The organism is Actinoplanes solisilvae, from assembly GCF_003999975.1.
Classification (GTDB): Bacteria; Actinomycetota; Actinomycetes; order Mycobacteriales; family Micromonosporaceae; genus Actinoplanes; species Actinoplanes solisilvae.
This window is the reverse complement of record NZ_RJAC01000005.1, coordinates 291,789-316,433: the sequence shown is the minus strand read 5'-3', so window position 1 is coordinate 316,433 and position 24,645 is coordinate 291,789. Positions and strand designations below refer to the sequence as shown.

At 69.3% G+C, this 24,645-nt stretch carries 19 protein-coding genes and 1 pseudogene; 5 read left to right on the top strand and 15 right to left on the bottom strand.

What is annotated here, in order from left to right:
• Positions 1-393: 393 nt before the first annotated feature.
• The 9 genes and pseudogenes from EER30_RS17090 to rsgA all read right to left on the bottom strand — a co-directional run bounded on the left by EER30_RS17090 (position 394) and on the right by rsgA (position 13,483).
• Positions 394-1,119 (bottom strand): hypothetical protein, encoded by a 726-nt coding sequence (locus EER30_RS17090; protein WP_127501442.1) that lies wholly within the window; start codon positions 1,117-1,119, stop codon positions 394-396.
• A 54-nt stretch (positions 1,120-1,173) separates the two neighbouring features.
• Positions 1,174-2,154 carry a DNA-binding protein WhiA gene (gene whiA / locus EER30_RS17085; RefSeq protein WP_127501441.1) on the bottom strand — a complete coding sequence of 327 codons (981 nt, stop codon included), beginning with the start codon at positions 2,152-2,154 and terminating at the stop codon, positions 1,174-1,176.
• Between the two features lie 58 nt (positions 2,155-2,212).
• Complete coding sequence (locus EER30_RS17080) at positions 2,213-3,181, bottom strand: gluconeogenesis factor YvcK family protein (RefSeq protein WP_127501440.1); 969 nt, start codon at positions 3,179-3,181, stop codon at positions 2,213-2,215.
• A 2-nt stretch (positions 3,182-3,183) separates the two neighbouring features.
• On the bottom strand, positions 3,184-4,083 hold the full coding sequence (gene rapZ, locus EER30_RS17075; RefSeq protein ID WP_205650272.1) for an RNase adapter RapZ: 900 nt from the start codon (positions 4,081-4,083) through the stop codon (positions 3,184-3,186).
• 197 nt (positions 4,084-4,280) lie between these two features.
• Entirely contained in the window at positions 4,281-6,467 is a 2,187-nt protein-coding gene (uvrC, locus tag EER30_RS17070) for an excinuclease ABC subunit UvrC (protein WP_127501439.1), read from the bottom strand.
• 108 nt (positions 6,468-6,575) lie between these two features.
• Positions 6,576-7,097, bottom strand: a complete 522-nt coding sequence (locus tag EER30_RS17065) for a Rieske (2Fe-2S) protein (RefSeq protein ID WP_127501438.1) — start codon at positions 7,095-7,097, stop codon at positions 6,576-6,578.
• 400 nt (positions 7,098-7,497) lie between these two features.
• Positions 7,498-10,455, bottom strand: a pseudogene (gene uvrA, locus EER30_RS17060) (excinuclease ABC subunit UvrA); the annotation flags it as partial.
• 148 nt (positions 10,456-10,603) lie between these two features.
• Entirely contained in the window at positions 10,604-12,394 is a 1,791-nt protein-coding gene (locus EER30_RS17055) for a DUF6311 domain-containing protein (RefSeq protein WP_127501436.1), read from the bottom strand.
• A 51-nt stretch (positions 12,395-12,445) separates the two neighbouring features.
• Positions 12,446-13,483: a ribosome small subunit-dependent GTPase A gene (rsgA, locus tag EER30_RS17050; protein ID WP_127501435.1), complete on the bottom strand. Its 1,038-nt coding sequence runs from the start codon at positions 13,481-13,483 to the stop codon at positions 12,446-12,448.
• Positions 13,484-13,697: 214 nt separating this feature from the next.
• Here rsgA and EER30_RS17045 point away from each other — a divergent pair, with 214 nt between their 5' ends.
• Together EER30_RS17045 and EER30_RS17040 are read left to right on the top strand one after the other, a co-directional pair.
• The gene (locus EER30_RS17045) at positions 13,698-14,405 is read left to right on the top strand and encodes a maleylpyruvate isomerase family mycothiol-dependent enzyme (RefSeq protein ID WP_127501434.1); all 708 of its coding nucleotides are present in this window, start codon (positions 13,698-13,700) and stop codon (positions 14,403-14,405) included.
• Entirely contained in the window at positions 14,405-15,049 is a 645-nt protein-coding gene (locus tag EER30_RS17040) for an MBL fold metallo-hydrolase (RefSeq protein ID WP_127501433.1), read from the top strand. Before EER30_RS17045 ends, EER30_RS17040 begins: the two co-directional genes overlap by 1 nt.
• Positions 15,050-15,097: 48 nt before the next feature.
• On the opposite strand, the gene EER30_RS17035 is transcribed toward EER30_RS17040, so the two are convergent.
• Positions 15,098-16,609: a catalase gene (locus tag EER30_RS17035; protein WP_127501432.1), complete on the bottom strand. Its 1,512-nt coding sequence runs from the start codon at positions 16,607-16,609 to the stop codon at positions 15,098-15,100.
• 155 nt (positions 16,610-16,764) lie between these two features.
• Entirely contained in the window at positions 16,765-17,880 is a 1,116-nt protein-coding gene (locus tag EER30_RS17030; RefSeq protein WP_127501431.1) for an epoxide hydrolase family protein, read from the bottom strand.
• 138 nt (positions 17,881-18,018) lie between these two features.
• Between EER30_RS17030 and EER30_RS17025 the strand changes: the two genes are divergently transcribed.
• Positions 18,019-18,609: a TetR/AcrR family transcriptional regulator gene (locus EER30_RS17025; RefSeq protein ID WP_127501430.1), complete on the top strand. Its 591-nt coding sequence runs from the start codon at positions 18,019-18,021 to the stop codon at positions 18,607-18,609.
• Here the strand turns inward: EER30_RS17025 and EER30_RS17020 are convergent.
• Complete coding sequence (locus tag EER30_RS17020) at positions 18,606-19,220, bottom strand: cysteine hydrolase family protein (RefSeq protein ID WP_127501429.1); 615 nt, start codon at positions 19,218-19,220, stop codon at positions 18,606-18,608. The genes EER30_RS17025 and EER30_RS17020 overlap by 4 nt on opposite strands.
• A gap of 205 nt (positions 19,221-19,425) precedes the next feature.
• Here EER30_RS17020 and EER30_RS17015 point away from each other — a divergent pair, with 205 nt between their 5' ends.
• On the top strand, positions 19,426-20,031 hold the full coding sequence (locus EER30_RS17015; protein ID WP_240670067.1) for an ATP-dependent Clp protease proteolytic subunit: 606 nt from the start codon (positions 19,426-19,428) through the stop codon (positions 20,029-20,031).
• Positions 20,032-20,115: 84 nt separating this feature from the next.
• On the opposite strand, the gene EER30_RS17010 is transcribed toward EER30_RS17015, so the two are convergent.
• Positions 20,116-20,541: an uL11 family ribosomal protein gene (locus EER30_RS17010; protein WP_127501427.1), complete on the bottom strand. Its 426-nt coding sequence runs from the start codon at positions 20,539-20,541 to the stop codon at positions 20,116-20,118.
• Between the two features lie 159 nt (positions 20,542-20,700).
• Positions 20,701-21,510 (bottom strand): lytic transglycosylase domain-containing protein, encoded by an 810-nt coding sequence (locus tag EER30_RS17005; RefSeq protein WP_127501426.1) that lies wholly within the window; start codon positions 21,508-21,510, stop codon positions 20,701-20,703.
• Between the two features lie 156 nt (positions 21,511-21,666).
• Between EER30_RS17005 and typA the strand changes: the two genes are divergently transcribed.
• Complete coding sequence (gene typA / locus EER30_RS17000) at positions 21,667-23,529, top strand: translational GTPase TypA (protein WP_127501425.1); 1,863 nt, start codon at positions 21,667-21,669, stop codon at positions 23,527-23,529.
• A gap of 51 nt (positions 23,530-23,580) precedes the next feature.
• Here the strand turns inward: typA and EER30_RS16995 are convergent, their stop codons facing one another.
• The gene (locus tag EER30_RS16995; RefSeq protein ID WP_127501424.1) at positions 23,581-24,582 is read right to left on the bottom strand and encodes a TerC family protein; all 1,002 of its coding nucleotides are present in this window, start codon (positions 24,580-24,582) and stop codon (positions 23,581-23,583) included.
• Between the last annotated feature and the right edge of the window lie 63 nt (positions 24,583-24,645).

The following is a 24,645-nucleotide window of genomic DNA, read 5'->3' as shown; positions in this document are numbered from 1 at the left end:
GACCGGCGGAGGGTCTGCGTCGCCGACCGCGCGCGGGCCGGCGAAGAGTGGGTCCGGCCACAGCGCCCGAGCTGAGGAGGCGCCGCGTCAGACTGTCGGCGCACCAGCGCGGTCGGTCGTGTTGCCGGCACCGTCGCCGTCGGTAAGACCCTATCCGAGCCTCGCCGCGCCTCGCCCGAGGGGTCGCTGTCACAAAGTGACGCGCCCCACCGTTAACCAGCCCTTCTTTCTAAAGACAACCCATCCCGTACGAGTCGTGACAGTCACCAACCGCAATCACACCGAACCGGGCGTGCCGCCACGCTGAGTGCAACACCGGGCCGTGGCGCAGCTTCCGGCCCGGCCCCGGTGGTCACCCTCCGGGGCCGGAAGCGCGCGCCGAAGCGCGCGAACTCAGGACACCAAAACCCCAGCGCCCCCGCCGTCCCCCTTCAACAGCTTCCTGATCTCGGCGAAACCGGCCTTCTGATCGGCATACTGCTTGAGCTGAGTCGCCCGGATGTCTTTGATCTCGGCCCGCTGCATCATGTCTGCTCGTTGCAGCTTCTCGACGTCGGCCTGCTGCTCAAGCTGCGTCGACCGCAGTCCTTGAACATCCTCGTTCGTCTCCTGCATGAGTTTTCGTTGCTGAAGCTGCTCCGCCAGGATCTTGGCGAGGAGAGATTCAAGGCTCTCCGACATCTTCTGCACCATCGTCGTGAGCGTGCCGACCTGTTGAGACACCGCTTCGATCGCGTTCGCCTGCTCAAGCTGCGTCACGCCCAGCTCGGCGAACCGCGCGATGATCTTCTCGTCGAGCTCGGCCAATCGCGTGTCCACCTTCGCGTCCAGCCGATCGTAGGACCTCGACAGCTTCTTCAGCGCCGCCCCGTGCTCGAGCTGGGTGGCCCTCATCGACTCCAGGTTCACCTTCTGTTCGCGGAGCGCCGCCTTGCAGTCACCCGCGTCTTCACTCGCGCCCTTAGCCAAAACCTTCACCTCCAAGACGTCCTGCCGCAGAACCACCAGCTCGTTTTCCACCGCTGTCACCCGGACCTCAAGGTCCTCCCCGTGTTCCATGCCGAGGAGTGTTCCGGAAATTTCAGCGCTGTTGTAAGAGCTTTTGAGCGGCTGAATCACCGTCAAACGGAACAAGCGACATCTTGCTCCGTGACAGCTAGTCGGGAAGCTAGGTCAGCAGGCCATCATCTCCGGGGTCACGGCGGCCTCGGTGTCGGGGATGCCCAGGTCACGGGCGCGCTTGTCGGCGAGGGCGAGCAGACGCCTTATGCGCCCGGCGATCGCGTCCTTCGTGAGCGGCGGGTCGGCCAGCGCCCCCAGCTCCTCCAGCGACGCCTGCCGGTGCTCGAGCCGCAGCCGGCCCGCCGACGTCAGGTGGTTCGGGGCCTCGTCGGCCAGAATTTCCAGCGCCCGCGTGACCCGTGCCGCCGCCGCCACCGCGGCCCGCGCCGAGCGGCGCAGGTTCGCGTCGTCGAAGTTGGCCAAGCGGTTCGCCGTCGCCCGCACCTCGCGACGCACCCGCCGCTCCTCCCACGCCAGCACGCTCGAATGCGCCCCGACCCGGGTCAACAGCGCCGCGATCGCGTCGCCATCCTTGATCACCACCCGGTCGACGCCGCGCACCTCGCGGTCCTTGGCCGTGATGCCGATGCGCCGGGCGGCCCCGCGCAGCGCCAACGCCGCCTCCGGCCCCGGGCACGTGATCTCCAGGGCGCTGGAGCGGCCCGGCTCGGTCAGCGAGCCGTGCGCCATGAACGCGCCACGCCACGCCGCGACCGCGCAGCACACATTAGCCGAGACCACGTGCGGCGGGAGCCCCCGCACCGGACGGCCCCGCACGTCGAGCAGGCCGGTCTGGCGGGCGAGCGCCTCCCCGTCCTTCACGATCCGCACGATGTAATGACTGCCCTTGCGCAGGCCGCCCGAAGCCAGAACGTGCACCTCGCTCGGGTAGCCGTACACGTCGGCGATCTCGCGCCGCAGCCGCCGCGCCACCGCCCCCGTGTCGAGTTCCGCCTCGACCACCACGCGCCCGGAGACGATGTGCAGTCCGCCCGCGAACCGCAGCAACGCCGCCATCTCTGCCCGACGGCAGCACGGCTTGGGCACGTCGACCCGGCTCAGCTCGTCCTTGACCGCTGCCGTCATAGCCATCGTGTTGTCACCTCATGCGCCGGATCTTGAACAGTAAGTGCCGCATTACGCCCTTGCTTTAACGATCGGCGCCCAGGACGGGCACCAGCGCCGAGCCCAACGACTCAGGATCATGCCTCGGGCTGCCGTCCGCAACGGCCACGGGTGCCAGCACCAGGCGTGCGCCCAGGGCCTCCGCGGCCTGTCGCACCGGCTCGGTCTCCCCCACCCAGCGCCCGTCGGCCAGCACCACGTCGACGCGCAAACCGGGCAGGTACGAGCTCAGGGCGGCCAGGTGGTCGGCCACCGAAAGTCCGAGAGTCTCGTTCTCGGTGGCCAGGTTGAGCGTGACCAGCCGCCGGGCCGGGCTCTTCTGGATCGCCTCGGCCAGGCCCGGCACCATCAGGTGGGGCAGGACGCTGGTGAACCAGCTCCCCGGCCCGAAGATCAGCCAGTCGGCCTCGGCGATCGCGGTGACCGCCTGGGCGCACACCGGCGGGTCGGCCGGCTCGATGCGCACGGCCTCGACGTGCCCGTGGGCGACTGCCACGGCGTGCTGCCCCCGCACGGTGATCACCTCGTGGGGGCGGGCCGGGTCGGCGCCGCGCATGTCGGCCTCGATGCCGATCGCGTGCCGGGCCATCGGCAGCACCCGGCCGCGTGCGCCGACCATCGCGGCGGCGTGGTCGAGCGCCTGCACCGGATCGCCCAGCATCTCCATGAGGCCGAGCAGCAGCAGGTTGCCGACGGCGTGGCCGACCAGCGGGTCGGGACCGTCTATCTCGGCGAACCGGTACTGCAGGAGGCTGGCGGTGCGCTGCATGGTCGGCTTCTCGTCGGCCAGCGCGGCGAGGGCCTGGCGCAGGTCGCCCGGCGGCAGGAGCGCGTCCCGCTCGGCCAGCAGCCGGCCGCTCGACCCGCCGTCGTCGCCCACCGTCACCACGGCGGTGATGTCCAGGTCGAGTTCGGTGGCGCTGCTGCGGAGGGCGCGCAGCGAGGCGCTCAGCCCGTGGCCGCCACCGAACGCCACGACCCGTACGGGTGGCACCGTCACTCCCGTCCCAGGTCGCGGTGGGAGGCGTGGGCGGCCAGCCGCATGTCGCGGAGCTGGGCGGTGAGTTCCTCGGCGATGGCCACGCTGCGGTGCTTGCCGCCGGTGCAGCCGACCGCCACCGTCAGGTAGCGCTTGCCCTCGCGCTCGAACCCCGGCGCGGTCGCGGAGATCAGGCCGGCGTACGTCTTCACGAAGTCGTTCGCGCCCTCCTGGTCGAGGACGTACGTGCTGACGGCCTCTTCCAGACCGGTGTGATCGCGCAGGTCGGGCACCCAGAACGGGTTGGGCAGGAACCGGGCGTCCATCACGTAGTCGGCGTCGGGCGGCAGGCCGTACTTGAAGCCGAACGACAGCACGGTGATGCGCAGCCGCCGCACGTCTTCGCCGCCGAAGAGCTCCTCGACCCGGCGGCGCAGCTGGTTCACGTTCAGGTGGCTGGTGTCGATAATGACGTCGGCCTGCTCGCGGGCCTCGGCCAGCAGCTTGCGCTCAGCCGCGATGCCGTCGGCCAGGCGCCCGTCGCCCTGCATGGGGTGCGAGCGGCGCACCGACTCGAAGCGGCGGATCAGCACGTCGTCCTCGGCGTCGACGAACACGACGCGGGGCGAGAAGCCGCGATCCTTGAGGGCGCGCACCGCCCCGGTGAGGTCGGTCGAGAAGGCACGGCTGCGAACGTCAAGGACCATGGCCGTACGCTTCGCCGCGCCGCCGGCCTGGAAGGCGAGCTGGGCCATGTCGAGCATGAGCGCCTGCGGCAGGTTGTCGACCACGTAGAAGCCGACGTTCTCCAGCGCGCGGGCGACCGTGCTGCGCCCGCCGCCGGAGACCCCGGTGACGACCACCAGGTCGGTGGTCACCTCCTCGGGATCGACCGCGTCGGCCATGAACTCCGGCATCGACTCCGTCACGCACGCCTCCCAGCGTCGCCTCGCCCGCGCCCCCGGCGGACACAACATCCTAGGCCGGAGCCGGTACCTCGATCCTCCCGGACGGCTGTCATCCATCCGATCGGTTCTCCGGCCCCCGCCGTTACAACCACCGCCCGGCGTTCGTAGTTCCGGCCGGGCCGGAACTACCGTTCCCGATCGCGGCCTCAGTTGCCCAGATCGGCGGCGGTGATTCCGGCCGCATCGCTCTCTGTCATCGAGCGGTCGGCCTCGGTGCTGGGCCGGGCGGCCCGCGAGCGGTTGGCCCCCGCCTTGGTGCGACCCGCTCCCCCGGCCGGGATCGCGTCCGCCGACGGATCTTTCGGCCGGTCGGTGGTGGGCGGGTTGAGCGCGGCCAGCAGGGCCTCGGCCGTGCGCCGGCCGATGCCGGGCACCTCGGTGATTTCTTCGGGGGTCGCCGCGGAGACGCGCTTGAGCGAGCCGAAGTGGCGCAGCAGTGCCTTGCGCCGCGTCTCGCCCAGGCCGGGCACGTTGTCGAGCGCCGAGGCGGTCATCCGCTTCGAGCGCCGCTGGCGGTGGAACGTGATCGCGAACCGGTGGGCCTCGTCGCGGACGCGCTGCAGCAGGTAGAGCGCCTCGGACGTGCGCGGCAGGATGACCGGGAAGTCTTCGCCGGGCAGCCAGACCTCTTCGAGCCGCTTGGCCAGGCCACACAGTGCCACGTCGGTGATGCCGAGGTCGGAGAAGACCGCCGCGACCGCGTTGACCTGGGGCTGGCCGCCGTCGACGACGACGAGCTGCGGCGGGTAGGCGAACCGGCGGGGCTTGCCGGTGAGCGGGTCGATGCCCGGCAGCTCGACGGTGGCGATCTCGTCGGCGGCGCCCCCGGCCGGGCCGGCGCCGGTGAGGCTGTCGACGGCCAGGCCGGCCTCGGTCTCGTCGGACTCGTCGGACTCGGGCCGGTCGCGCGGGGCGTCGGCCCCGGGCTCGGCGCGGAAGCGCGCGAACCGCCGCCGCATCACCTCGCTCATGGCCGCGAGGTCGTCGGTGCCGCTGCCGTCGGCGTTGCCGCGGATCGCGAAGCGACGGTATTCGCTCTTGCGGGCCAGACCGTCCTCGAAGACGACCATCGAGGCGACCACGTCGGTGCCCTGGATCTGGGAGACGTCGAAGCACTCGATGCGCAGCGGCGCCGTGTCGAGTCCGAGCGCCTCGGCGATCTCGTCGAGGGCCTTGCTGCGGGTGGTCAGGTCGCCGGCGCGGCGCATCTTGTGGCGTTGCAGGGACTCGCCGGCGTTGCGGGCCACCGTCTCGAGCAGCGACCGCTTGTCGCCGCGCTGCGGCACCCGCAGCGAGACACGGCTGCCGCGGTGTTCGGACAGCCAGTCGGCCAGGGCGCCGGCGTCGTCGGGCAGGGCGGGCACGAGCACCTCGCGCGGCACGTCACCCTCGCCCTGCTCGTCGCCGTAGACCTGGCTGCAGAAGTGGTGGACGAGATCGCCGGTGGTGAGGTCCTCCACCTTTTCGACGACCCAGCCGCGCTGGCCGCGGACCCGGCCGTCGCGCACGTGGAAGACCTGGACGGCGGCCTCGAGCGGGTCTTCGGCGAAGGCGACCACGTCGGCGTCGGTGCCGTCGCCGAGCACGACGGTCTGCTTCTCCATCGCGCGGCGCAGGGCGGCGATGTCGTCGCGCAGCCGGGCGGCCTTCTCGAACTCGAGCTCTTCGGAGGCCTGGAGCATGTCGCGTTCGAGCCGCTTGACGAACGTGTCGGTGCGACCGGCCATGAAGTCGCAGAAGTCATCGACGATGGCCCGGTGCTCGTCGGCGCTGACCGTGCCGACGCAGGGGGCCGAGCACTTGCCGATGTAGCCGAGCAGGCAGGGACGGCCGATCTGACCGGCCCGCTTGAAGACGCCGGTCGAGCAGGTGCGCGCGGGGAAGACGCGGAGCAGCAGGTCGAGCGTCTCGCGGATGGCCCAGGCGTGGGAGTAGGGGCCGAAGTAGCGCACGCCCTTGCGCTTGGCGCCGCGCATGACCTGGAGGCGGGGGAACTCTTCGTTCAGCGTCACGGCGAGGAACGGATAGGACTTGTCGTCGCGGTATTTGACGTTGAAGCGCGGGTCGAACTCTTTGATCCAGGAGAACTCGAGCTGAAGCGCCTCGACCTCGGTGCCGACGGTGACCCAGTCCACACTGGCCGCCGTGGTCACCATCTGCTGCGTGCGCGCGTGCAGCGACCAGGTGTCGGCGAAGTAGGAATTCAGCCTGTTCCGCAGGTTTTTGGCCTTGCCGACGTAGATGACGCGGCCGGCCTGGTCGCGGAAGCGGTAGACGCCCGGCGACTCGGGAATGGTTCCCGCCGCGGGCCGATAGCTGGAGGGGTCTGGCACGGGCTCAACAGTAGTGCGAGGGGCTGACAGAATTACCCGACCGGAGGTCCGTCGCCGCCGCCACGGCTTCGGACCTCCGGCCTCTCTTACCGGTCGTCGCGGGCGGGGTCAGGCCGCGACGATGTTCTCGCCGTCCACCTTGACCTTGGTCTCGGCCAGCGGCTTGGTGGCCGGGCCCGAGGTCGGCTGGCCGGTGTCGATCGCGAACTTGCTGCCGTGGCACGGGCAGGCGATCTGTCCGCCGTCGACCTTGTTCACGTCGCAGCCGGCGTGGGTGCACACCTTGCTGAACGCCTTGAAGGTGCCGGCCACCGGCTGGGTGATCACGTAGTCGCCGGCGATGATGCCGCCGCCCTCGGGGATGTCGCCCACGGCCGCGAGCGCGCCACCGCCGCCGGTGTTGCCGCCACCGGCGGCGGGGCCGTTGCTGCCGGCCGGGGCGGGCTTGTTCGAGAAGTCGGTGCCGTTGGTGTTGCCGGTGTTCGTGGCCGTGCCGCAGGCCGCCAGGACGGCCGTGGCGCCGGCCGCACCTGCCCCGAGCAGGACGACACGGCGCGTCGAGGCCGTCCGCGAACGTCGGGGCTCCTCCTCGTGGAGCTCGGCGTCGGTCGTGGTCTGCACGTCTGTCATCGGTTGCCCTCCAGTGCCTGGTCCGCGTTAGTGGTCACGCGGCGTCGCCTCTACATACGCTGTCGCAGCTCGCCGGGTTCGACGTACCGCGAAATTGTCCGCCGACGGCGGCGGGCTTATCTGCTGATTTGTGACGCTTAAACCGGCGCGGCCGCCGAGACGGCGACGCCCGGTCGAGGTTATGCCCCCGACCGGGCGTCATCGCTATGAGTCACCTGTGATGTTGCTGAAGGCCTCAGACCGCGGCGGTCTTGGCCCGCGACCGCGTAGCCCGAGGCTTGGCCGCCGAACCATTGGCCGCCGAACCATTGGCCGCAGCGCCGGCCGCCTTGGCCGGAGCCGCCTTGGCCGGAGCCGCCTTGGCCGGAGCAGCCTTGGCCGGAGCAGCCTTGGCCGGAGCAGCCTTGGCCGGAGCAGCCTTGGCCGGAGCAGCCTTGGTCGCGGCAGCCTTGGCGGCCGTCCCGTTCGCCTTGGCGGCCCGGGACGTCGCCGCAGGCGCACCCTTGGCCTTGCCCTTGAGACCCAGCATGTGCCGCAAGAAGTCGCCCGTGTGGCTCTCGGCCACCTCGGCCACCTCTTCCGGCGTGCCGGTGGCCAGCACCAGACCACCCTTGCTGCCGCCCTCGGGCCCCATGTCGATCAGCCAGTCGGCCGTCTTGATCACGTCGAGGTTGTGCTCGATGGTGATCACCGTGTTGCCCTTGTCGACCAGGCCGTTGAGCACCATCAGCAGCTTGCGGATGTCTTCGAAGTGCAGACCCGTGGTCGGCTCGTCGAGCACGTAGACCGTCTTGCCGGTCGACCGTTTCTGCAGCTCGGACGCCAGCTTGACCCGCTGCGCCTCACCGCCCGACAGCGTCGGGGCCGGCTGACCCAGCCGCACGTAGCCCAGGCCGACGTCGACAAGCGTCTTCAGGTGGCGGTGGATCGCCGGGATCGCCTCGAAGAAGGTCGACGCCTCCTCGATCGGCATCTCCAGCACCTCGGAGATCGTCTTGCCCTTGTAGTGCACCTCGAGCGTCTCGCGGTTGTAGCGCGCGCCCTTGCACACCTCGCACGGGACGTAGACGTCCGGCAGGAAGTTCATCTCGATCTTGATCGTGCCGTCGCCCGCGCAGTTCTCGCAGCGACCGCCCTTGACGTTGAACGAGAAGCGACCAGGACCGTACCCCCGGACCTTGGCCTCGGTCGTCTCGGCGAACAGCTTGCGGATGTTGTCGAAGACGCCCGTGTAGGTCGCGGGGTTGGACCGCGGGGTGCGGCCGATCGGCGACTGGTCGACGCCCACCACCTTGTCGACGTTGTCGAGCCCGGTGATGCGGGTGTGCCGGCCCGGCACCATGCGCGCGCCGTTGATCTGGTTCGCCAGCACGGTGTAGAGGATGTCGTTGACCAGCGTCGACTTGCCCGAGCCGCTCACCCCGGTGACGGCGATGAACTGCCCCAGCGGGAACGGCACGGTCAGCCCGCGCAGGTTGTGCTCGCGGGCGCCCTGCACGACCAGCTCGCGGCCCGGCGTCTGCGGGCGGCGGGTCGCCGGGGTCGGGATCGACTTGCGGCCCGACAGGTAGGCACCGGTCGGCGACTTCTGGTTCTTGAGCAGGCCCTCGACCGAGCCGCTGTGCACGATCTGACCGCCGTGCTCGCCCGCGCCGGGACCGATGTCGACGATCCAGTCGGCCGTCCGGATCGTGTCCTCGTCGTGCTCGACGACGATCAGCGTGTTGCCCAGGTCGCGCAGCCGCACCAGGGTCTCGATGAGCCGGTGGTTGTCGCGCTGGTGCAGGCCGATCGACGGCTCGTCGAGCACGTAGAGCACGCCCACCAGGCCCGACCCGATCTGGGTGGCCAGCCGGATGCGCTGCGCCTCGCCGCCCGAGAGCGTGCCGGCGCCGCGGTCGAGCGACAGGTAGTCGAGGCCCACGTCGAGCAGGAACCGCAGCCTCGCGTTGATCTCTTTGAGGACCCGCTCGGCGATCATCTTCTGCCGGTCGTCGAGCTCGATGCTCGCCAGCAGTTCGGTCGCCTCGCCGATCGACAGGTTGCAGACCTCGGCGATGCTCTTGCCGGCGATCGTCACGGCCAGCACCTCGGGCTTGAGCCGCGTGCCGCCGCAGACCGGGCAGGGCACGTCGCGCATGTAGCCCTCGTACTTGTCGCGCGACCAGTCGCTTTCGGTGTCGTTGTGCCGCCGCTCGATCCACTGCACCACGCCCTCGAACCCGGTGTAGTAGGAGCGCTCGCGCCCGTACTTGTTCCGGTAGCGCACGTGGACCTGGTCCTCCGAGCCGTGCAGGACCATCTTCTGCACGCGGGAGGGGAGCTGGCGCCACGGGGTGTCGATGCTGAACTTCTGGTCTTTCGCCAGCGCCTCGAGCAGCCGCAGGAAGTATTCCTGGGTCTGACCGCCGGACCAGGGCTGGATCGCGCCCTCGCGGATGCTCCGCTCCTCGTCCGGGATGATCAGCTCGGGGTCGACCTCTTTCTTGGTGCCCAGGCCGGTGCACTCGGGGCACGCGCCGTAGGGCGCGTTGAACGAGAAGACGCGGGGTTCGAGGTCCTCGATCGCCAGCGGGTGGTCGTTGGGGCAGGCCAGGTGCTCGGAGAAGCGCCGCTCGCGGGCCGGGTCGTCCTCGGGCAGGTCGACGAAGTCGAGCAGGACGATGCCGCCGGCCAGGCCGAGCGCCGACTCGATCGAGTCGGTGAGCCGCTGCTTGCTGCTCGCCTTGACGCTGAGCCGGTCGACCACCACCTCGATGGTGTGCTTCTCCTGCTTCTTGAGCTTCGGCGGCTCGGTCAGCGGATGAACCACGCCGTCGACCCTCGCCCGCGCGTAGCCCTTGGACTGCAGCTCGGCGAAGAGGTCGACGTATTCGCCCTTGCGCCCACGGATGACCGGGGCCAGAACCATGAAGCGGGTGCCCTCGTCGAGCTCGAGGACGCGGTCGACGATCTGCTGCGGCGTCTGCTTGCTGATGCGCTCGCCGCAGACCGGGCAGTGCGGGATGCCGGTGCGGGCGTAGAGCAGGCGCAGGTAGTCGTAGACCTCGGTGATCGTGCCGACCGTCGAGCGCGGGTTGCGCGAGGTCGACTTCTGGTCGATCGACACCGCCGGGGACAGGCCCTCGATGAAGTCGACGTCGGGCTTGTCCATCTGCCCGAGGAACTGCCGCGCGTACGACGAGAGGGACTCGACGTAACGCCGCTGCCCCTCGGCGAAGATCGTGTCGAACGCGAGGCTGGACTTGCCGGAGCCGGACAGACCGGTGAAGACGATCATGGCGTCGCGGGGCAGGTCCAGGTTGACGTCGCGCAGGTTGTGTTCGCGCGCGCCTCGAATAGTCAAACGGTCGGCCACCAGCCAGCCTCTCCGTACAGGTGTTTGAACCGAGTAGAGCCGCGGGCCACTCTAACCAGGGGGTACGACAAGTTTCCCCACCAGCGGGCCCAGGTAGGTGCAGCGCTTGTCACATCGTGCACATTCCCGCAGTTCACGCAGGGGTTGGTCACTCCCCGGGGGGAACCGGCAAATCGCGCATGTCCCACAGCTTTACCCCGCCCACGACCTGCGGTTGGCCCAGCGCCGAGGTCAGCGTCTCGAGCAGCGGACCCTCGTTGCGGCTGTTCGGCACGAGCACCACTACACCGGCCCGCCAGAAGATCAGATCCTGCTTGATGAGATCGCGATCACCGTCGGTCAACCGCGGGCGTACGCCGTATTCGCGCACCCGGTAGAGCAGGTCGGACGTGAACCGGCGAGGTGCGTTCCACGATCCCGTACGGTCCCCCGGCGGGTCGACCGGGCCCATGAAGTAGCCGCGCGGCACCTGGAACTCGAGCCCCGAAAGCGCGGCCCAGCGCATGCCCGCCCGTCCGGTGGTGACCTCGGGCAGCGGCACCGTCACGAGGCTGCGGTCGTCGGCCACGTACTGCTTCCAGATGCCCTGGGTCAGGAACGGCGGCAGCGGGTCGGCCTCGACGACCGGAAGCGGCTTGGGGAAGAGCGGAACCAGGGCGAGCACCAGCCCGACCTGCCACAGCCGCCGGCCGCGCGGCGTGAACGAGCGCAGCCGGTCGGTGGCCAGGGCCAGCAGCACGCCGGCGATCGTCGCGGGCACCATCGCGAACCTGGTCACACTGACCAGGTCGATGATCGGCACGTGGCTGATCAGGCCGAACGGCAGCGGAACGCCGGTGTCGTGCCCGAAGACGACCAGTTCGGGACCCATCGACGCGATGAGCAGCACGAGGGCCGAGATCGCGGCCGCGCGGGCGGCGATCGAGCGCCACAGCACGACGACCGACGCCACGATCAGCACGAAGCCGATCGGGCCGAAGAACATGTTGTCTTCGGTGCCGCTGACGCTCATCTGCCTGGTCAGCGCGGCGTTGCCGGCCACCGACTGCCGCGCGAAGCCGACGATCGAGGCGAGGTCGGTCGCGTATTCGTCGGGGGCGAACGGCTGGCCATGGTAGTTGCCCTGGCCGAAGAACTGGAAGTAGAGCGGGTAGGCCAGCAGGGTCAGCGAGGTCAGGGCGGCGACCCCGACGCCGGCCAGCATCGGCCGCACAGCCAGGCGGGCCGCGGTGGGGGCCATCACCGCGTAGGCGATCACGAAGACGCCCATGGCCAGCGCGGTGAAGAGCAGGCTCTCCTCGTTGATGAAGACCTGCACCACGATCAGCAGGCCGAGGATCACGCCGCCGCGCCAGGCCCGGCCCGGCTCGCGCAGCCGCAGCACCTGCCAGACGATGAAGGGCAGCACCCACTGGCTGACGAAGTTCACGTGGCCGTTGGCGTGCGAGATCATCGTCGGCGCGAAGCCGCACCACAGGCCGCCGATCCAGGCGGCCACCCGGCTGGTCACCAGGTGCCGTGAGAGCACCCAGTACCAGGCGTACGCCGTGCCGGCGAGCCCCAGGGTGAGCAGCAGCACGACCGAGACGCCGGCGCCGAACCAGTGGGTGATCGGGGCCAGCGGCAGGCTGAGGGCCAGCACCGAGGTGTTGGCCATCATGTTCACGCCGTCAGGCACGTTGAGCCGGCCGCTGAGGAACGGGTTGTCGCCGTGGAACAGCACGCGCTCGCCGTGCGCCAGCATGAACAGGAAGACGCCGTGATCGTCGTCGTTGCTGGCCAGCACCCGCCCGCTCGGGTCGCGCCAGAGCTGGATCATCACCAGCACGGCGAGAGCCGCGTAGCTCAGGGGCGACCAGAGATCGGCCCGGGAGCGGCGCGGGGCCGGCGTCCCGGGCCGGACCTCAGCCTCTTTCTCGACGACTTCGACGGCACGCACCGGTGCATTGTGACAGAGCGGTATGACAGAGCGCCGTGAGAGAGCGAGGCGTCAGGAACGCCTGCGGCGGTGACCGGCCACCCCGGCCAGACGCGCCGTTTGACGGGCCGACTCCACCTCGATCTCGTGCCGCAGCTTGCGCCAGCTGGCCAGCCGTCGCGGCGGCAATTCACCGTCGGCGACCGCCAGGGCGACCGCACAGCCGGGCTCGGTCTCGTGCCGGCAGTCGTCGAAGCGACATCGAGCGGCCAGCGCGGCCACGTCGGCGAACGCCCGGTCGAGACCCTCGGCGGTGTCCAGCAGACCGACGCCGCGGATGCCGGGGGTGTCCAGCACCGCGCCGCCCTCGGGCAACAGCACCAGATTCCGGTACGCCGTGGTGTGCCGGCCCTTGCCGTCGGCCTCGCGAATCTGCTGCACCGGCATGACGGGCGTGCCGGCCAGCGCGTTGACCAGCGTCGACTTCCCGGCTCCGGAGCGCCCGAGCAGGGCCAGGGTGCGACCCGGTCCGGCGTACGCCCGGATCTGCTCGACGCCGAGGCCGCGCCGCACACTGACCGGGATCACGGGAACGCCCGGGGCCAGCTCGCCGATCTGCCGGGCCAGCGCCGCGGGGTCGCCGGACGTGTCGGCCTTGGTCAGCACCAGCAGCGGTTTCGCCCCCGATTCCCAGGCCAGGGCCAGCAGACGCTCGATGCGCGCGTCGTCGGGTTCGGGGTGGATCGGCTCGACGACGGCCACGGTGTCCATGTTCGCGGCCAGGACCTGCCCGGTGCTGTCCTTGTCGGAGGTGCGGCGGATCAGGCAGGTGCGGCGCGGCAGGACGAGCTCGACGGTCGTCCGCCGGTCGGGCCAGTGGCGCAGCACCACCCAGTCGCCGGCGCAGGGCAGCAGGGCGGGGTCGCGGGCGGCGTTCAAAAGCACGCTGCCGCCGAGGCTGGCGCGGGTGACGCCGCTCGCGTCGAGAACGGTGCAGACGCCGCGGTCGGCCCGCAGCACGCGGGCCGGGGTGGAGTCGGGGCGGTCGAAGGGGTGATAGGTGGATGCGAAAAACTCGTCCCAGCCGAGCCGGGACAGATCGTGCGACATGGCTAACCCGTTTCAGGGAAGGGGAAGCTGTCTCGCCGTGGTCAGGCGAGGGCCTCCGGGTGAAGGGACGCAAAGACGAACAGCACGCTCCCCACCTCCTCCGCGGGTCCATGACGGCGCGTCTGCACAGACGGTACGGTCGCGGCTACCTCAGCGAAAGCGATTTCCGACCCACTAGGGTCGTCTGCGTGACTCTCAACCAGGGTGGTCCGTCATGACGATGGATCCGCTCGTCCTGCTCACCGACGTCGACGAGGCCACCGAAGAGCTGCTTCGGACGGTGGCCGACCTCGATCCGGCGGCCGTCGGCGCACCGTCGCTGCTGCCCGGCTGGACGGCCGGGCACGTGCTCACCCACGTGGCCCGCAACGCCGACGCGCTCACCAACCTGCTCATCTGGGCCCGCACCGGCGTCGAGACCCCGCCTTACGCCTCGCCGGAAGCGCGGGAGGCCGGCATCGACGAAGGCGCACGCCGTCCGCTGCGCGAACAGCTCGCGGACATCCGGGCGTCGCACGAGCGGTTCGCCGACGCCGGGGCGGCCATGCCCGCCGAGGCCTGGGCCTTCGTGCTGCCGTGGGCCGGCAACGCCGCCGCCGCCGTGGTGCCCTGGATGCGGCTGCGCGAGGTGTCGGTGCACCACGTCGACCTCGGCGCCGGCTACACCCCGGCCGACTGGTCCGAGGCGTTCACGTTGCGGCTGCTCCGCGAGATCGTCACCGGCGCCGGCGACGACTGGCCCGCGATGCGGCTGCGGCCCAACGGCCTCGACCATGCCCTGACCATCGGCACCGATCCGGACCCGCCGGTCGTCGGCGGCCCGACCAAGTCGATCGCCGCCTGGCTCACCGGCCGGGCCGACGGCGCCGACCTGACCGTCTCGCCGGACGGCGAGCTCCCGACCCCAGCAAGGTGGAAGTGATGACGTACACCGGAGAAGTGACCACCGGCGGCGCCCCCGCCGTTCGTGACCTCGGCAGCCTGAGCATCACCAAGGTGTCAGTCGGCCCGATGGACAACAACGCCTACCTGCTGCGCAGCGGCGAGGAGCAGATCCTCGTCGACGCCGCCAACGACGCGCCGACCCTGCTCGGCCTGGTCGGCGACGCGGGCCTGCGTACGGTGGTCACCACCCACCGCCACCAGGACCACTGGGTGGCCCTGCCCGAGGTCGTCAAGGCGACCGGCGCGTCGTCGCTGGCCCACATCGAGGACGCCGAAGAGATCCCGGTGGTCACCGGCACGCTGCGCGAGGGCGCGCTGGTCGTGGTCGGCGAGCACGCACTGGAGGTGATCCACCTGGTCGGTCACACGCCCGGCTCGATCGCCCTGCTCTTCCAGGACCCGCGCGGCTCGGCCCACCTGTTCACCGGCGACAGCCTCTTCCCCGGCGGCCACGGCCGCACGGAGACCCTGGAGAACCACAACACCCTGATGGACGACCTCGAGGAGAAGATCTTCGGCCGCCTCCCCGACGACACCTGGTTCTACCCCGGCCACGGCAACGACTCGACCCTGGGCGCCGAACGCCCCCACCTGGCCGAGTGGCGCGACCGCGGCTGGTGACCACGGTGGCGGCTCGCGGCCGGTGAGGCACGCGAGCCGCCGTACGGCTCAGGCTTTGGCCTGCATGCTGGATCGGGCCGGGTTGCCCTGGGCGGCGGCCTTCGGGTCCTTCGAGCCCTGCTTGGCGCGCACGCCGGCCTCGACCCGGTCGCCCAGGGTCTTGTCGACGTTGTGCCAGTATTCGAAGGCTCGGGTCAGGACTGCCTCGCTGACGCCGTTGAGCAGGTGGCCGACGATGTTGTCGACCAGCCGGGCGCGCTGCTCGTCGCTCAGCACCTCGCGCACGAGGGTGCCCGCCTGTCCCCAGTCGTCGTCCTCGGCGTGCAGCGTGTACGCCGCCCGCACCATCTCGCCGTCCGAGTGCCACTTGCCCCCGTCGTCGGTCAGGGCCGGGTTCGCCTGCGGACCGCCGTACGAGTTGGGGGCGTACACGGGGTCCTTGACGTTCTGGACGCGCATGGCGCCGTCCTTGGAGTAGCTGTGCACCTCGACCTTGGCCGAGTTGACCGGGATCTGCTTGTAGTTGACGCCGAGCCGGGCGCGGTGCGCGTCGGAGTAGCTGAAGCCGCGAGCGAGCAGCATCTTGTCGGGTGACAGCCCGGTGCCGGCGACGGTGTTGTTCGGCTCGAACGCGGCCTGCTCCATCTCGGTGTGATAGTCGGTGACGTTGCGGTCGAGCGTCATCCGCCCCACCTCGCGCAGCGGGTAGTCGCGGTGCGGCCACACCTTGGTCAGGTCGAACGGGTTGAAGCGGTAAGCGCGCGCGTCCTCGTACGGCATGATCTGCACGTGCAGCGTCCAGCTCGGGAACTCCCCGGCGGCGATGTGCTCGAACAGGTCTCGCTGGTGGTAATCGGTGTCGGCCGACGCCATCTGGTCGGCCTCGTCCTGGGTGAAGGTCTCGACGCCCTGGTCGGTCTTGAAGTGGTACTTCACCCAGAACCGCTCGCCCCGCGCGTTGATCCACATGTACGTGTGACTGCCGTATCCGTTCATGTGCCGCCACGTACGGGGAATGCCTCTGTCGCCCATGAGCCAGGTCACCTGGTGGGCCGACTCGGGCGACAGGGTCCAGAAGTCCCATTGCATGTCGTGGTCGCGCAGGTTGTTGTCGGCGCGCCGCTTCTGGGAGCGGATGAAGTGCTGGAACTTCAGCGGGTCACGGATGAAGAAGACCGGCGTGTTGTTGCCGACGATGTCGAGGTTGCCGTCGCGGGTGTAGAACTTGACCGCGAAACCGCGCGGGTCGCGCCACGTGTCGGGAGATCCGCGCTCGCCGGCCACCGTTGAGAAGCGGATCAGCACCTCGGTCTGCTCGCCGGGGGCGAAGACGGCCGCCCGGGTGAACTCGCTCAGGTCCTGCGTCACCTGGAACTTGCCGAAGGCGCCGCCACCCTTGGCGTGCGGCTGCCGCTCGGGGATCCGCTCGCGGTTGAAGTTCGCCATCTGCTCGATCAGGTAGTGGTCCTGCAGCAGCAGCGGGCCGTCTGGGCCGACGGTGAGGGAATGTTCGTCGCTGGCGACGGGGATGCCGGCATCGTTGGTGGTCGGATCGGTCACGAGAGAACTCCTCACGTCGTTGTGCGGTCGCGCGGGGGCACAACCCGATTCAATGCACTTCTCCGACGCGCCGCCCGGCAAACCCGCGACCTCGGTGGCCACAACCACAACAGCCCTGGCCGGCGGCCTCACGCCGCCGGCCCGACCCCCGTCGCTCAGAGGCTGGTGAAGAACGCCCGCACGTCGTCGGCGAACATCTTGGGCTGCTCGGCCGAGAGGAAGTTGCCGCCGGCGGGAAGCTCGGTCCAGTGCGTGACCGGGTTGTCGCGCTCGGCGAAGCGCCGCACCGTGATGTCGGTGACGCCCAGCGCCACGCCCACCGGCACCGTCGACTTCTCCTTCGGCGCCCAGGCCGTCGGGTCGTGGGCGGCCTCGTAGTAGAGGTTCGCCGAGGAACCGGCGGTGCCGGTGAACCAGTAGAGGCTGACGTTGGTCAGCAGCAGGTCGCGGTCGACCGCGTCCTCGGGCAGGGCGGCCGCCGGGTCGGTCCACTCCTTGTACTTCTCGACGATCCACGCGAGCTGGCCGGCCGGCGAGTCGTGCAGGCCGAAGGCGAGCGTCTGCGGCCGGGTCGACTGGATGGCGTTGAACCCCATCATGTCGTCGCGAAACTGCTGGAGCCGCTCGAGCCGGCCCTGCTCGGCCTCGGTCAGCCCGTCCATCTCGCCCGGGGCGCCGACGGGGAAGGTGATGTGGCCGTTGACGTGCACGCCGATCACGCGATCGGGCTGCTGGCGGCCCATCTCGACGGCGATGGCGGCGCCCCCGCCGGTGCCCTGCGTGCCGTAGCGCTCGTAGCCGAGCCGGCTCATGATCTCGTTGAACGCCGCGGCGCTGCGCCCGGCGGCCCAGCCGGCGCTGGTCAGCGGGCCCGAGAAGGCGATGCCGGGGTTGCTGACGATCACGAGGTGGAAGTCGGCCGTGAGCGCCTCGACGACCGGCAGGTAGAGGGCGAACGAGCCGGGCCAGTCGTGGCTGATCAGCAGCGGGACGGCGGCCGGGTTGGCCGAGCGCACGTGGGCGAAGTGGATCGTCTGGCCGTCGACCTCGGTGACGAACTGGGGCAGCTCGTTGAGCCGGGCCTCGGCGGCGCGCCAGTCGAACTCGCGTTCCCAGTAGGTGGCGAGGTCGCGCAGGTAGGCGACCGGGACGCCGCGGCTCCAGCCCTGGCCGGGGATCTCGCTGCCCCAGCGGGTGCGGGCGAGGCGGTCGCGCAGGTCGTCGAGCTCGGACTGGTCGATGGTGACGCGGAACGGGCGGATCTCGCTCATGGTTGCTCCCTTGATCATCCCTGTACGGGGATCACTCTGGCTCGGGCTGCTCTGGTTTCGATCTCGCGGAACGGAATGCTTCGTTCCGTCTCAGCATAGCGGAACGGAACGATCCATTCCGGTGTTAGTCTGTGCCACATGACGACAAGTTCCACGGCGGGCCGGGCCCGCCAGGCCGCCCGCAACAGCGAGGCGATCCTCACAGCGGCCCGCGAGGTCTTCCTCGCCGATCCCCGCGCCCCCATCTCCGCGGTCGCCGAGCGCGCGGGGGTCGGCATCAGCGCTCTCTACCGGCGCTACCCCGGCAAGGAAGATCTGCTGCGCCGGCTGTGCCACGACGGGCTGCTGCGCTTCATCGCCGAGGCGGGGCGGGCGGCCCAGGAGCCCGACGACTGGGCCGCCTTCGAGATGTTCCTGCGCGGCGTGGTCGAAGCCGACGTGCACTCGCTGACCGTGCATCTCGCGGGCACGTTCACGCCGACCGCCGAGATGAGGGCCGATGCCGTCCGCGCCAACGATCTCGCGGGCGCGCTGTTCGAGCGCGCCCGCCCGCTGATGCGCCCAGGTGCCGTACTCGACGATCTGACCATGCTGCTGGAGATGTGCGCGGCCGTGCCCGGCGCCGAACTGCGCGGTCGTTACGTGACCCTGCTGCTCGACGGCCTGCGTGGCGGCGGCGAGCTGCCCGGCCCTCCCCCGAACGGCGCCGAGCTCAACCGGTGGCGCTAGAGAGCCTGGGCGACCTCGGTCGACTCCTTCGGGATCGAGAACATCGGGAAGTCGTACGCGATGGCGTTGTCGTGCTGTTCGGGTGAGGTCGCGGCCATGCAGTCGGTCAGCGTGATCACCCGGTAGCCGTTCTCGTAGGCGCTGCGCATGGTCGACTCGACGCAGCAGTTAGTGAGGAAGCCGCCGAGGATCACCGTGTCGATGCCCTTGCTGCGCAGAATGAAGTCGAGGTTGGTGCTGGCGAACGTGTCGAGGCCGCGCTTGCCCTCAATCAGGATGTCCCCGTCGGCCGGCGTCAGATCATCGACGATGGCCGCTCCCCACGTCCCTTTGACAAAGGCGTTCCCGTCGACCACCCCTTTCAAGATTCCGTACGGGTGCCGCGTGAGTTCGCCGTAGCCGGGCGCGAACGTGATCGGCGCGTGCATGATCGTCACCCCTGCCCGGCGCGCGGCCTCGACGAACGCCACCGTGCGGGGCAGCATGTTCGTCTTGTCCATCACGGCCGACACCGCGGGGTGCAGCACCCCACCCTCCGATGTGAACTCGTTCTGGTACTCGATCAGCACCAGCGCCGTCTTTGCCGGGTCCAGCCGCAGCTCCTCGGACATGCCAACCCCTTCGTCGTGACCCATGTCACCCCACGCAAGCACGGCGCGCGATCGTGAGCAACCCCTCTGGCGTCATCTCATCCCCCCGCCCCGACCCTCAGCCCTCAACCGTGAACTCTCAGCCCTCAGCCCTCAGCGGAAGGGCGCGGCGAATCGCGGCCGCCTCGATAGGCTGGCCGCAGAGGCATCGGGAGGTTTTGTGGAGATGCGGCACGATCCGATGCGATGGGGGCAACCTCAGCCGTCGTCGCCGGAGTCTTGGCAGCAGGGCGGGCCGGGGCTTCCCGGCTGGCTCGAGGAGAAGCTCTTCGACCAGCGGATCGTGATGATCCGCGGCCAGCTCACCTCGGACGAGGCAACCGGGATCGCGGCGGCGCTGCTGACCCTGGACGCGGCCGGGCCCGAGCCTGTGCAGTTGCACATGGCCAGTCCCGGTGGCGAGCTCGGGGCCGCGCTGTCGGTCATCGACGTGATCGACTCGATGACCGCGCCGGTGCACGCCGTGGTCACGTCGCAGGCCGGCGGGGCGACGGTGGCCCTGCTCGCGGCGGCCGAGCGACGGTCCGCTTACCGGCACGCCCGGTTCAAGCTCAACGAGCCGCGGTCGGCCGGCGTGACCGGCACGGCCGACGAGGTGGCGCGGGCCGCGGGGCAGCACCTGCGCGAACTCGAAGAGATCACGCTGCGGCTGGTCGAGGTCACCAAGCAGTCGCGCAGCCGCATCGAGGACGACATGTCGGCCGGGCGCAGCCTGACCGCCGAGGAGGCCCTCGACTACGGGCTGATCGACGAGATCATCGGCAAGGCGTAAGACAACGCGGCCGGCGCGATCATCGGCAAGGCGTAAAGAAAACGGGCCCCGGCGCGATGCCGGGGCCCGTTTCAACTACACGTTTCAGGAAGCGACCTTCACACCCATCGAGCGGGCGGTGCCGGAGACGATCTGGATCGCGGCGTCGATGTCGTTGGCGTTCAGGTCGGGAAGCTTGCGCTCGGCAATCTCCTTGACCTGCGTGGTGCTCAACGTGCCGACGGTCTGGGTCAGCGGGTTGGAAGCGCCCGACTGGATGCCCAGAGCCTTGCGAATCAGGAAGCTGGTCGGCGGCGTCTTGTAGGCCAGCGTGTGACTGCGGTCCTCGTAGACCGAGACGATGACCGGAATGATCTCGCCGCGGTTCTTCGACGTCGCCTCGTCGTACTCGACCTTGACGGCACGCATGTTGGCCCCGGTCGGACCAAGCATCTTGCCGAGGTCGACCATCGCGGCGTTACCCGCCTCAAGCGCGAGGGTTACCTCATGGGTCTTCTTCTTGGGCGGCATTGCGTAAGGCTCCTTAGGGTGAGCTGCACAAGCCGATTTGGTAAGAACCAGTGCAGCTCGCCAGCTTCAATCAACACGCGACAACCCCGAGACCTTACACTTCGCCCGATTAGCGGGTCAAAACGGGTCTCGGGTTCCTCACCTAGTGTATCTCGCCCTTCAGAACTGGTCGCACTCGCACCGGCTCATCAGGGCCCGGACCGCCGCGACGTACTGCGGGTTGGGCAGCGACTTGCTCCCGGACGCCTGCTCGATGCCGCCGGAGCCCGCGTTGTAGCCCGAGATCACCACGTTGAGAAGACACCATGAACTGGACGACTTGCACTTCTTGGGGCTCAGGTCGTAGCTGCCCTTGAAGTAGTTGTCGCCGGCCCACTTGGTCAGCCATGCGAGGTAGTTCGCGCCCACGAGGGCGTTGTCCTTGTACTTGGCGGGGTCGTAGGCGAGGCCGAACCGGTTGTTGATCATGCTGACCGTGTCGGGCATGACCTGCATGACGCCCATGCCGCCGTCGCAGTTGTGGATGTTGGTCTGCCAGCCGCTCTCCTGCCACGCGACCGCCTTGACCAGCGGATAGTTCAACTTCAGATTCGGAGCCTGCGTACGCCAGTAGACGCGCGACGAGGCCGTCTTGAGCGCGGTCTTCACCGTCTTCTTCGCGACCGGCTTCGTCTTGTCGTAATGCGCGCAGGCCGGCAGCTCGCTCCAGAACGCCGGCTGGGTGGGCTCGGCGGCCTTGACCGTCGGCTTCTTGGTCGGCTTCTTCGTGGGCTTCGTGGTGGTCTCGACCGGCTCGGGTTCCTCGATCACCGGCTCCGGCTCCTCCGTCGGCTCGGGCGACACCGATTCCACGCCCGCCACCGGATCGGCTGCCACCTTGTCGTCGGTCTTGCCGCCGCCGACCAGCCCGCAGCCCGCCGCTACGGACAGAACCACCGCCGCGACGCCCAATTTCCACGCTCGAGCCATCGATCTCCCCCGTGCCTTGTCCGATGACGCACGCTAACAAGCCGTACGGGTGTGTCGCCGCCCCGAAAATCCGGACAAAACCATCTTGATCCGAGACCGGTACCGTCGATCGACCCCGACCCGAGGGACGCAACTTTTCTCGGGGACAATGGAGGTATGCAGACCCGCACCGACCTACGCAACGTCGCCATCATCGCCCACGTCGACCATGGCAAAACCACCCTGGTCGACGCCATGCTGCGCCAGGGGAGCCAGTCCCACGCACGGGGCGAGATGGCCGACCGCGCCATGGACTCCATGGACCTGGAGCGGGAAAAGGGCATCACCATTCTCGCCAAGAACACGGCGATCAGCTACCAGCCCGCCGAGGGTGACCCCGTCACCATCAACATCATCGACACCCCCGGTCACGCCGACTTCGGCGGTGAGGTCGAACGCGGCCTCACGATGGTCGACGGAGTAGCCCTGCTCGTCGACGCCTCCGAGGGCCCGCTGCCGCAGACGCGGTTCGTGCTGCGCAAGGCGCTGGCGGCGAAGCTCCCGATCATCCTGATCATCAACAAGGTCGACCGTCCCGACGCCCGCATCAAAGAGGTCGTCGACGAGACGTACGAGCTCTTCCTCGACCTCGACGCCGACGAGCACCAGATCGAGTTCCCGATCGTCTACGCGTGCGCGCGCGACGGCATCGCCTCGCTGACCCAGCCCAAGGACGGCACGGTCCCCGAGGACTCGACCGACCTCGAGGCGCTGTTCAGCACGATCCTCGAGACCATCCCGGCCCCCACCTACACCGAGGGCGCCCCGCTCCAGGCGCACGTCGTCAACCTCGACGCCTCGAACTTCCTCGGCCGGCTCGCGCTCTGCCGCGTCCACGAGGGCACCATCCGCAAGGGCCAGACCGTGGCCTGGTGCAAGACCGACGGCACGATCGCCAACGTCCGCATCAGCGAGCTGCTGATCACCGAGGGCCTCGACCGCAAGCCCGCCGAGAGCGCCGGCCCCGGCGACATCATGGCCGTCGCCGGCATCGCCGACATCATGATCGGTGAGACCCTGGCCGACGCGGAGAACCCGATCCCGCTGCCGCTGATCACGGTCGACGAGCCGGCCATCTCGATGGTCCTCGGCACCAACACGTCGCCTCTGGTCGGCAAGGTCAAGGGGGCCAAGGTCACGGCCCGCATGGTCAAGGACCGCCTCGACAAGGAGCTCATCGGCAACGTGTCGCTGCGCATCCTGCCGACCGAGCGTCCCGACGCATGGGAGGTGCAGGGCCGTGGCGAGCTGGCCCTGGCCATCCTGGTCGAGCAGATGCGCCGCGAGTCCTACGAGCTCACCGTGGGCAAGCCCCAGGTGGTCACCAAGACCATCGACGGCAAGGTCCACGAGCCGGTCGAGCGGCTGACGATCGACGCCCCCGACGAATACATGGGTGCCATCACCACGCTGCTGTCCACCCGCAAGGGCCGGATGGAAGAGCTGATCAACCACGGCACGGGCTGGCTGCGCATGGAGTGGCTCGTCCCGGCGCGCGGCCTGATCGGCTTCCGCACCGAGTTCCTCACCGAGACCCGCGGCACCGGCATCATGCACCACCTGTTCGAGGACTACGAGCCGTGGTTCGGCGAGCTGCGCACCCGCAACAACGGCTCGCTCGTGGCCGACCGGGCCGGCGCCGTGACCGGGTTCGCGATGATCAACCTGCAGGAGCGCGGGCAGCTCTTCGTCGAGCCGTCCACCGAGGTGTACGAGGGCATGATCGTCGGCGAGAACTCTCGCGAGGACGACATGGACGTCAACATCACCAAGGAGAAGAAGCTCACGAACATGCGCGCCGCCAGCGCCGACAACACCGAGCGTCTGATCCCGCCGCGCAAGCTGTCGCTGGAGCAGGCCCTCGAGTTCTGCCGCGAGGACGAGTGCGTCGAGGTGACGCCGGCTGCCGTGCGCATCCGCAAGGTCGTGCTCGACCAGCAGACGCGTGGCCGCCAGGCCGCCCGCCGCAAGCACCAGTAACAACAGCGGACACAAAAGAGGGGGGCCGTCGGCCCCCCTCTTTTTTCGCGCTTACACCTTGGTGTCGGCCAGTTCCCGCTTACGGTCGCGGGACGACTTCATCAGGCTCAGCACCGTGGCGACGCCCAGCGTGCCGATGATGATCAGCAGGGACAGCCAGATCGGGATCTCCGGGGCCCAGTGCACGCCGTGGCCGCCGTTGATGAACGACAGGTTGTTGGTGTGCAGCGCCTCGAGGAAGAGCTTCACGCCGATGAAGGCCAGCACCGCGGACAGGCCGTAGTTGAGGTAGACCAGCCGCTCGAGCAAACCGCCGAGCAGGAAGAAGAGCTGCCGCAGGCCCATCAGCGCAAACACGTTCGCGGTGAAGACCAGGTAGGGCTCCTTGGTGATGCCGAAGATCGCCGGGATCGAGTCGAGGGCGAACAGCAGATCGGTCGTGCCGATCGCGATCATGACGATGAGCATCGGCGTGAACAGGCGCTTGCCCGTCTCGGTGATGACCACCATCTTTCCGGTGCCGAACTCCGACGAGACCGGCAGCGCCCGCTTCGCCCAGCGGATGAGCACGTTCTCCTTGAAGTCGTCCTCGTCGTTCTCACCCTCCTTGAGCAGGGTGATCGCGGTGTAGACCAGGAACGCGCCGAAGATGTAGAAGACCCACGAGAACTGCGAGATCAGCGCGGCGCCGGCGGCGATGAAGGCACCCCGCATCACCAGGGCGAGCACGATGCCGATGAGCAGAACCTTCTGCTGCAACTGCCGTGGTACGGCGAACCGCGCCATGATGATCATGAAGATGAACAGGTTGTCGACGCTGAGCGAGTATTCGGTCAGCCAGCCGGTGTAGAACTCCGCGGCGTACTGACCGCCGGCGAAGAACCAGATGCCGGCGCCGAAGGCGAGAGCCAAGGCGACGTAGAACGCGACCCAGCTCCCCGACTCTTTCATCGAGGGTTCGTGGGGTCGTCGCCCGATGATCAGAAGATCGACCGCGAGAACGGCGAGGACGGCAACCAGGGTGATGACCCACACCCAGGCGGAGATGTTCAACGAGGCCTCCGGCAGACACGGTTCGGCGCTGCGCCCGCCACAAGTCTATGCGGGAACAGCGTC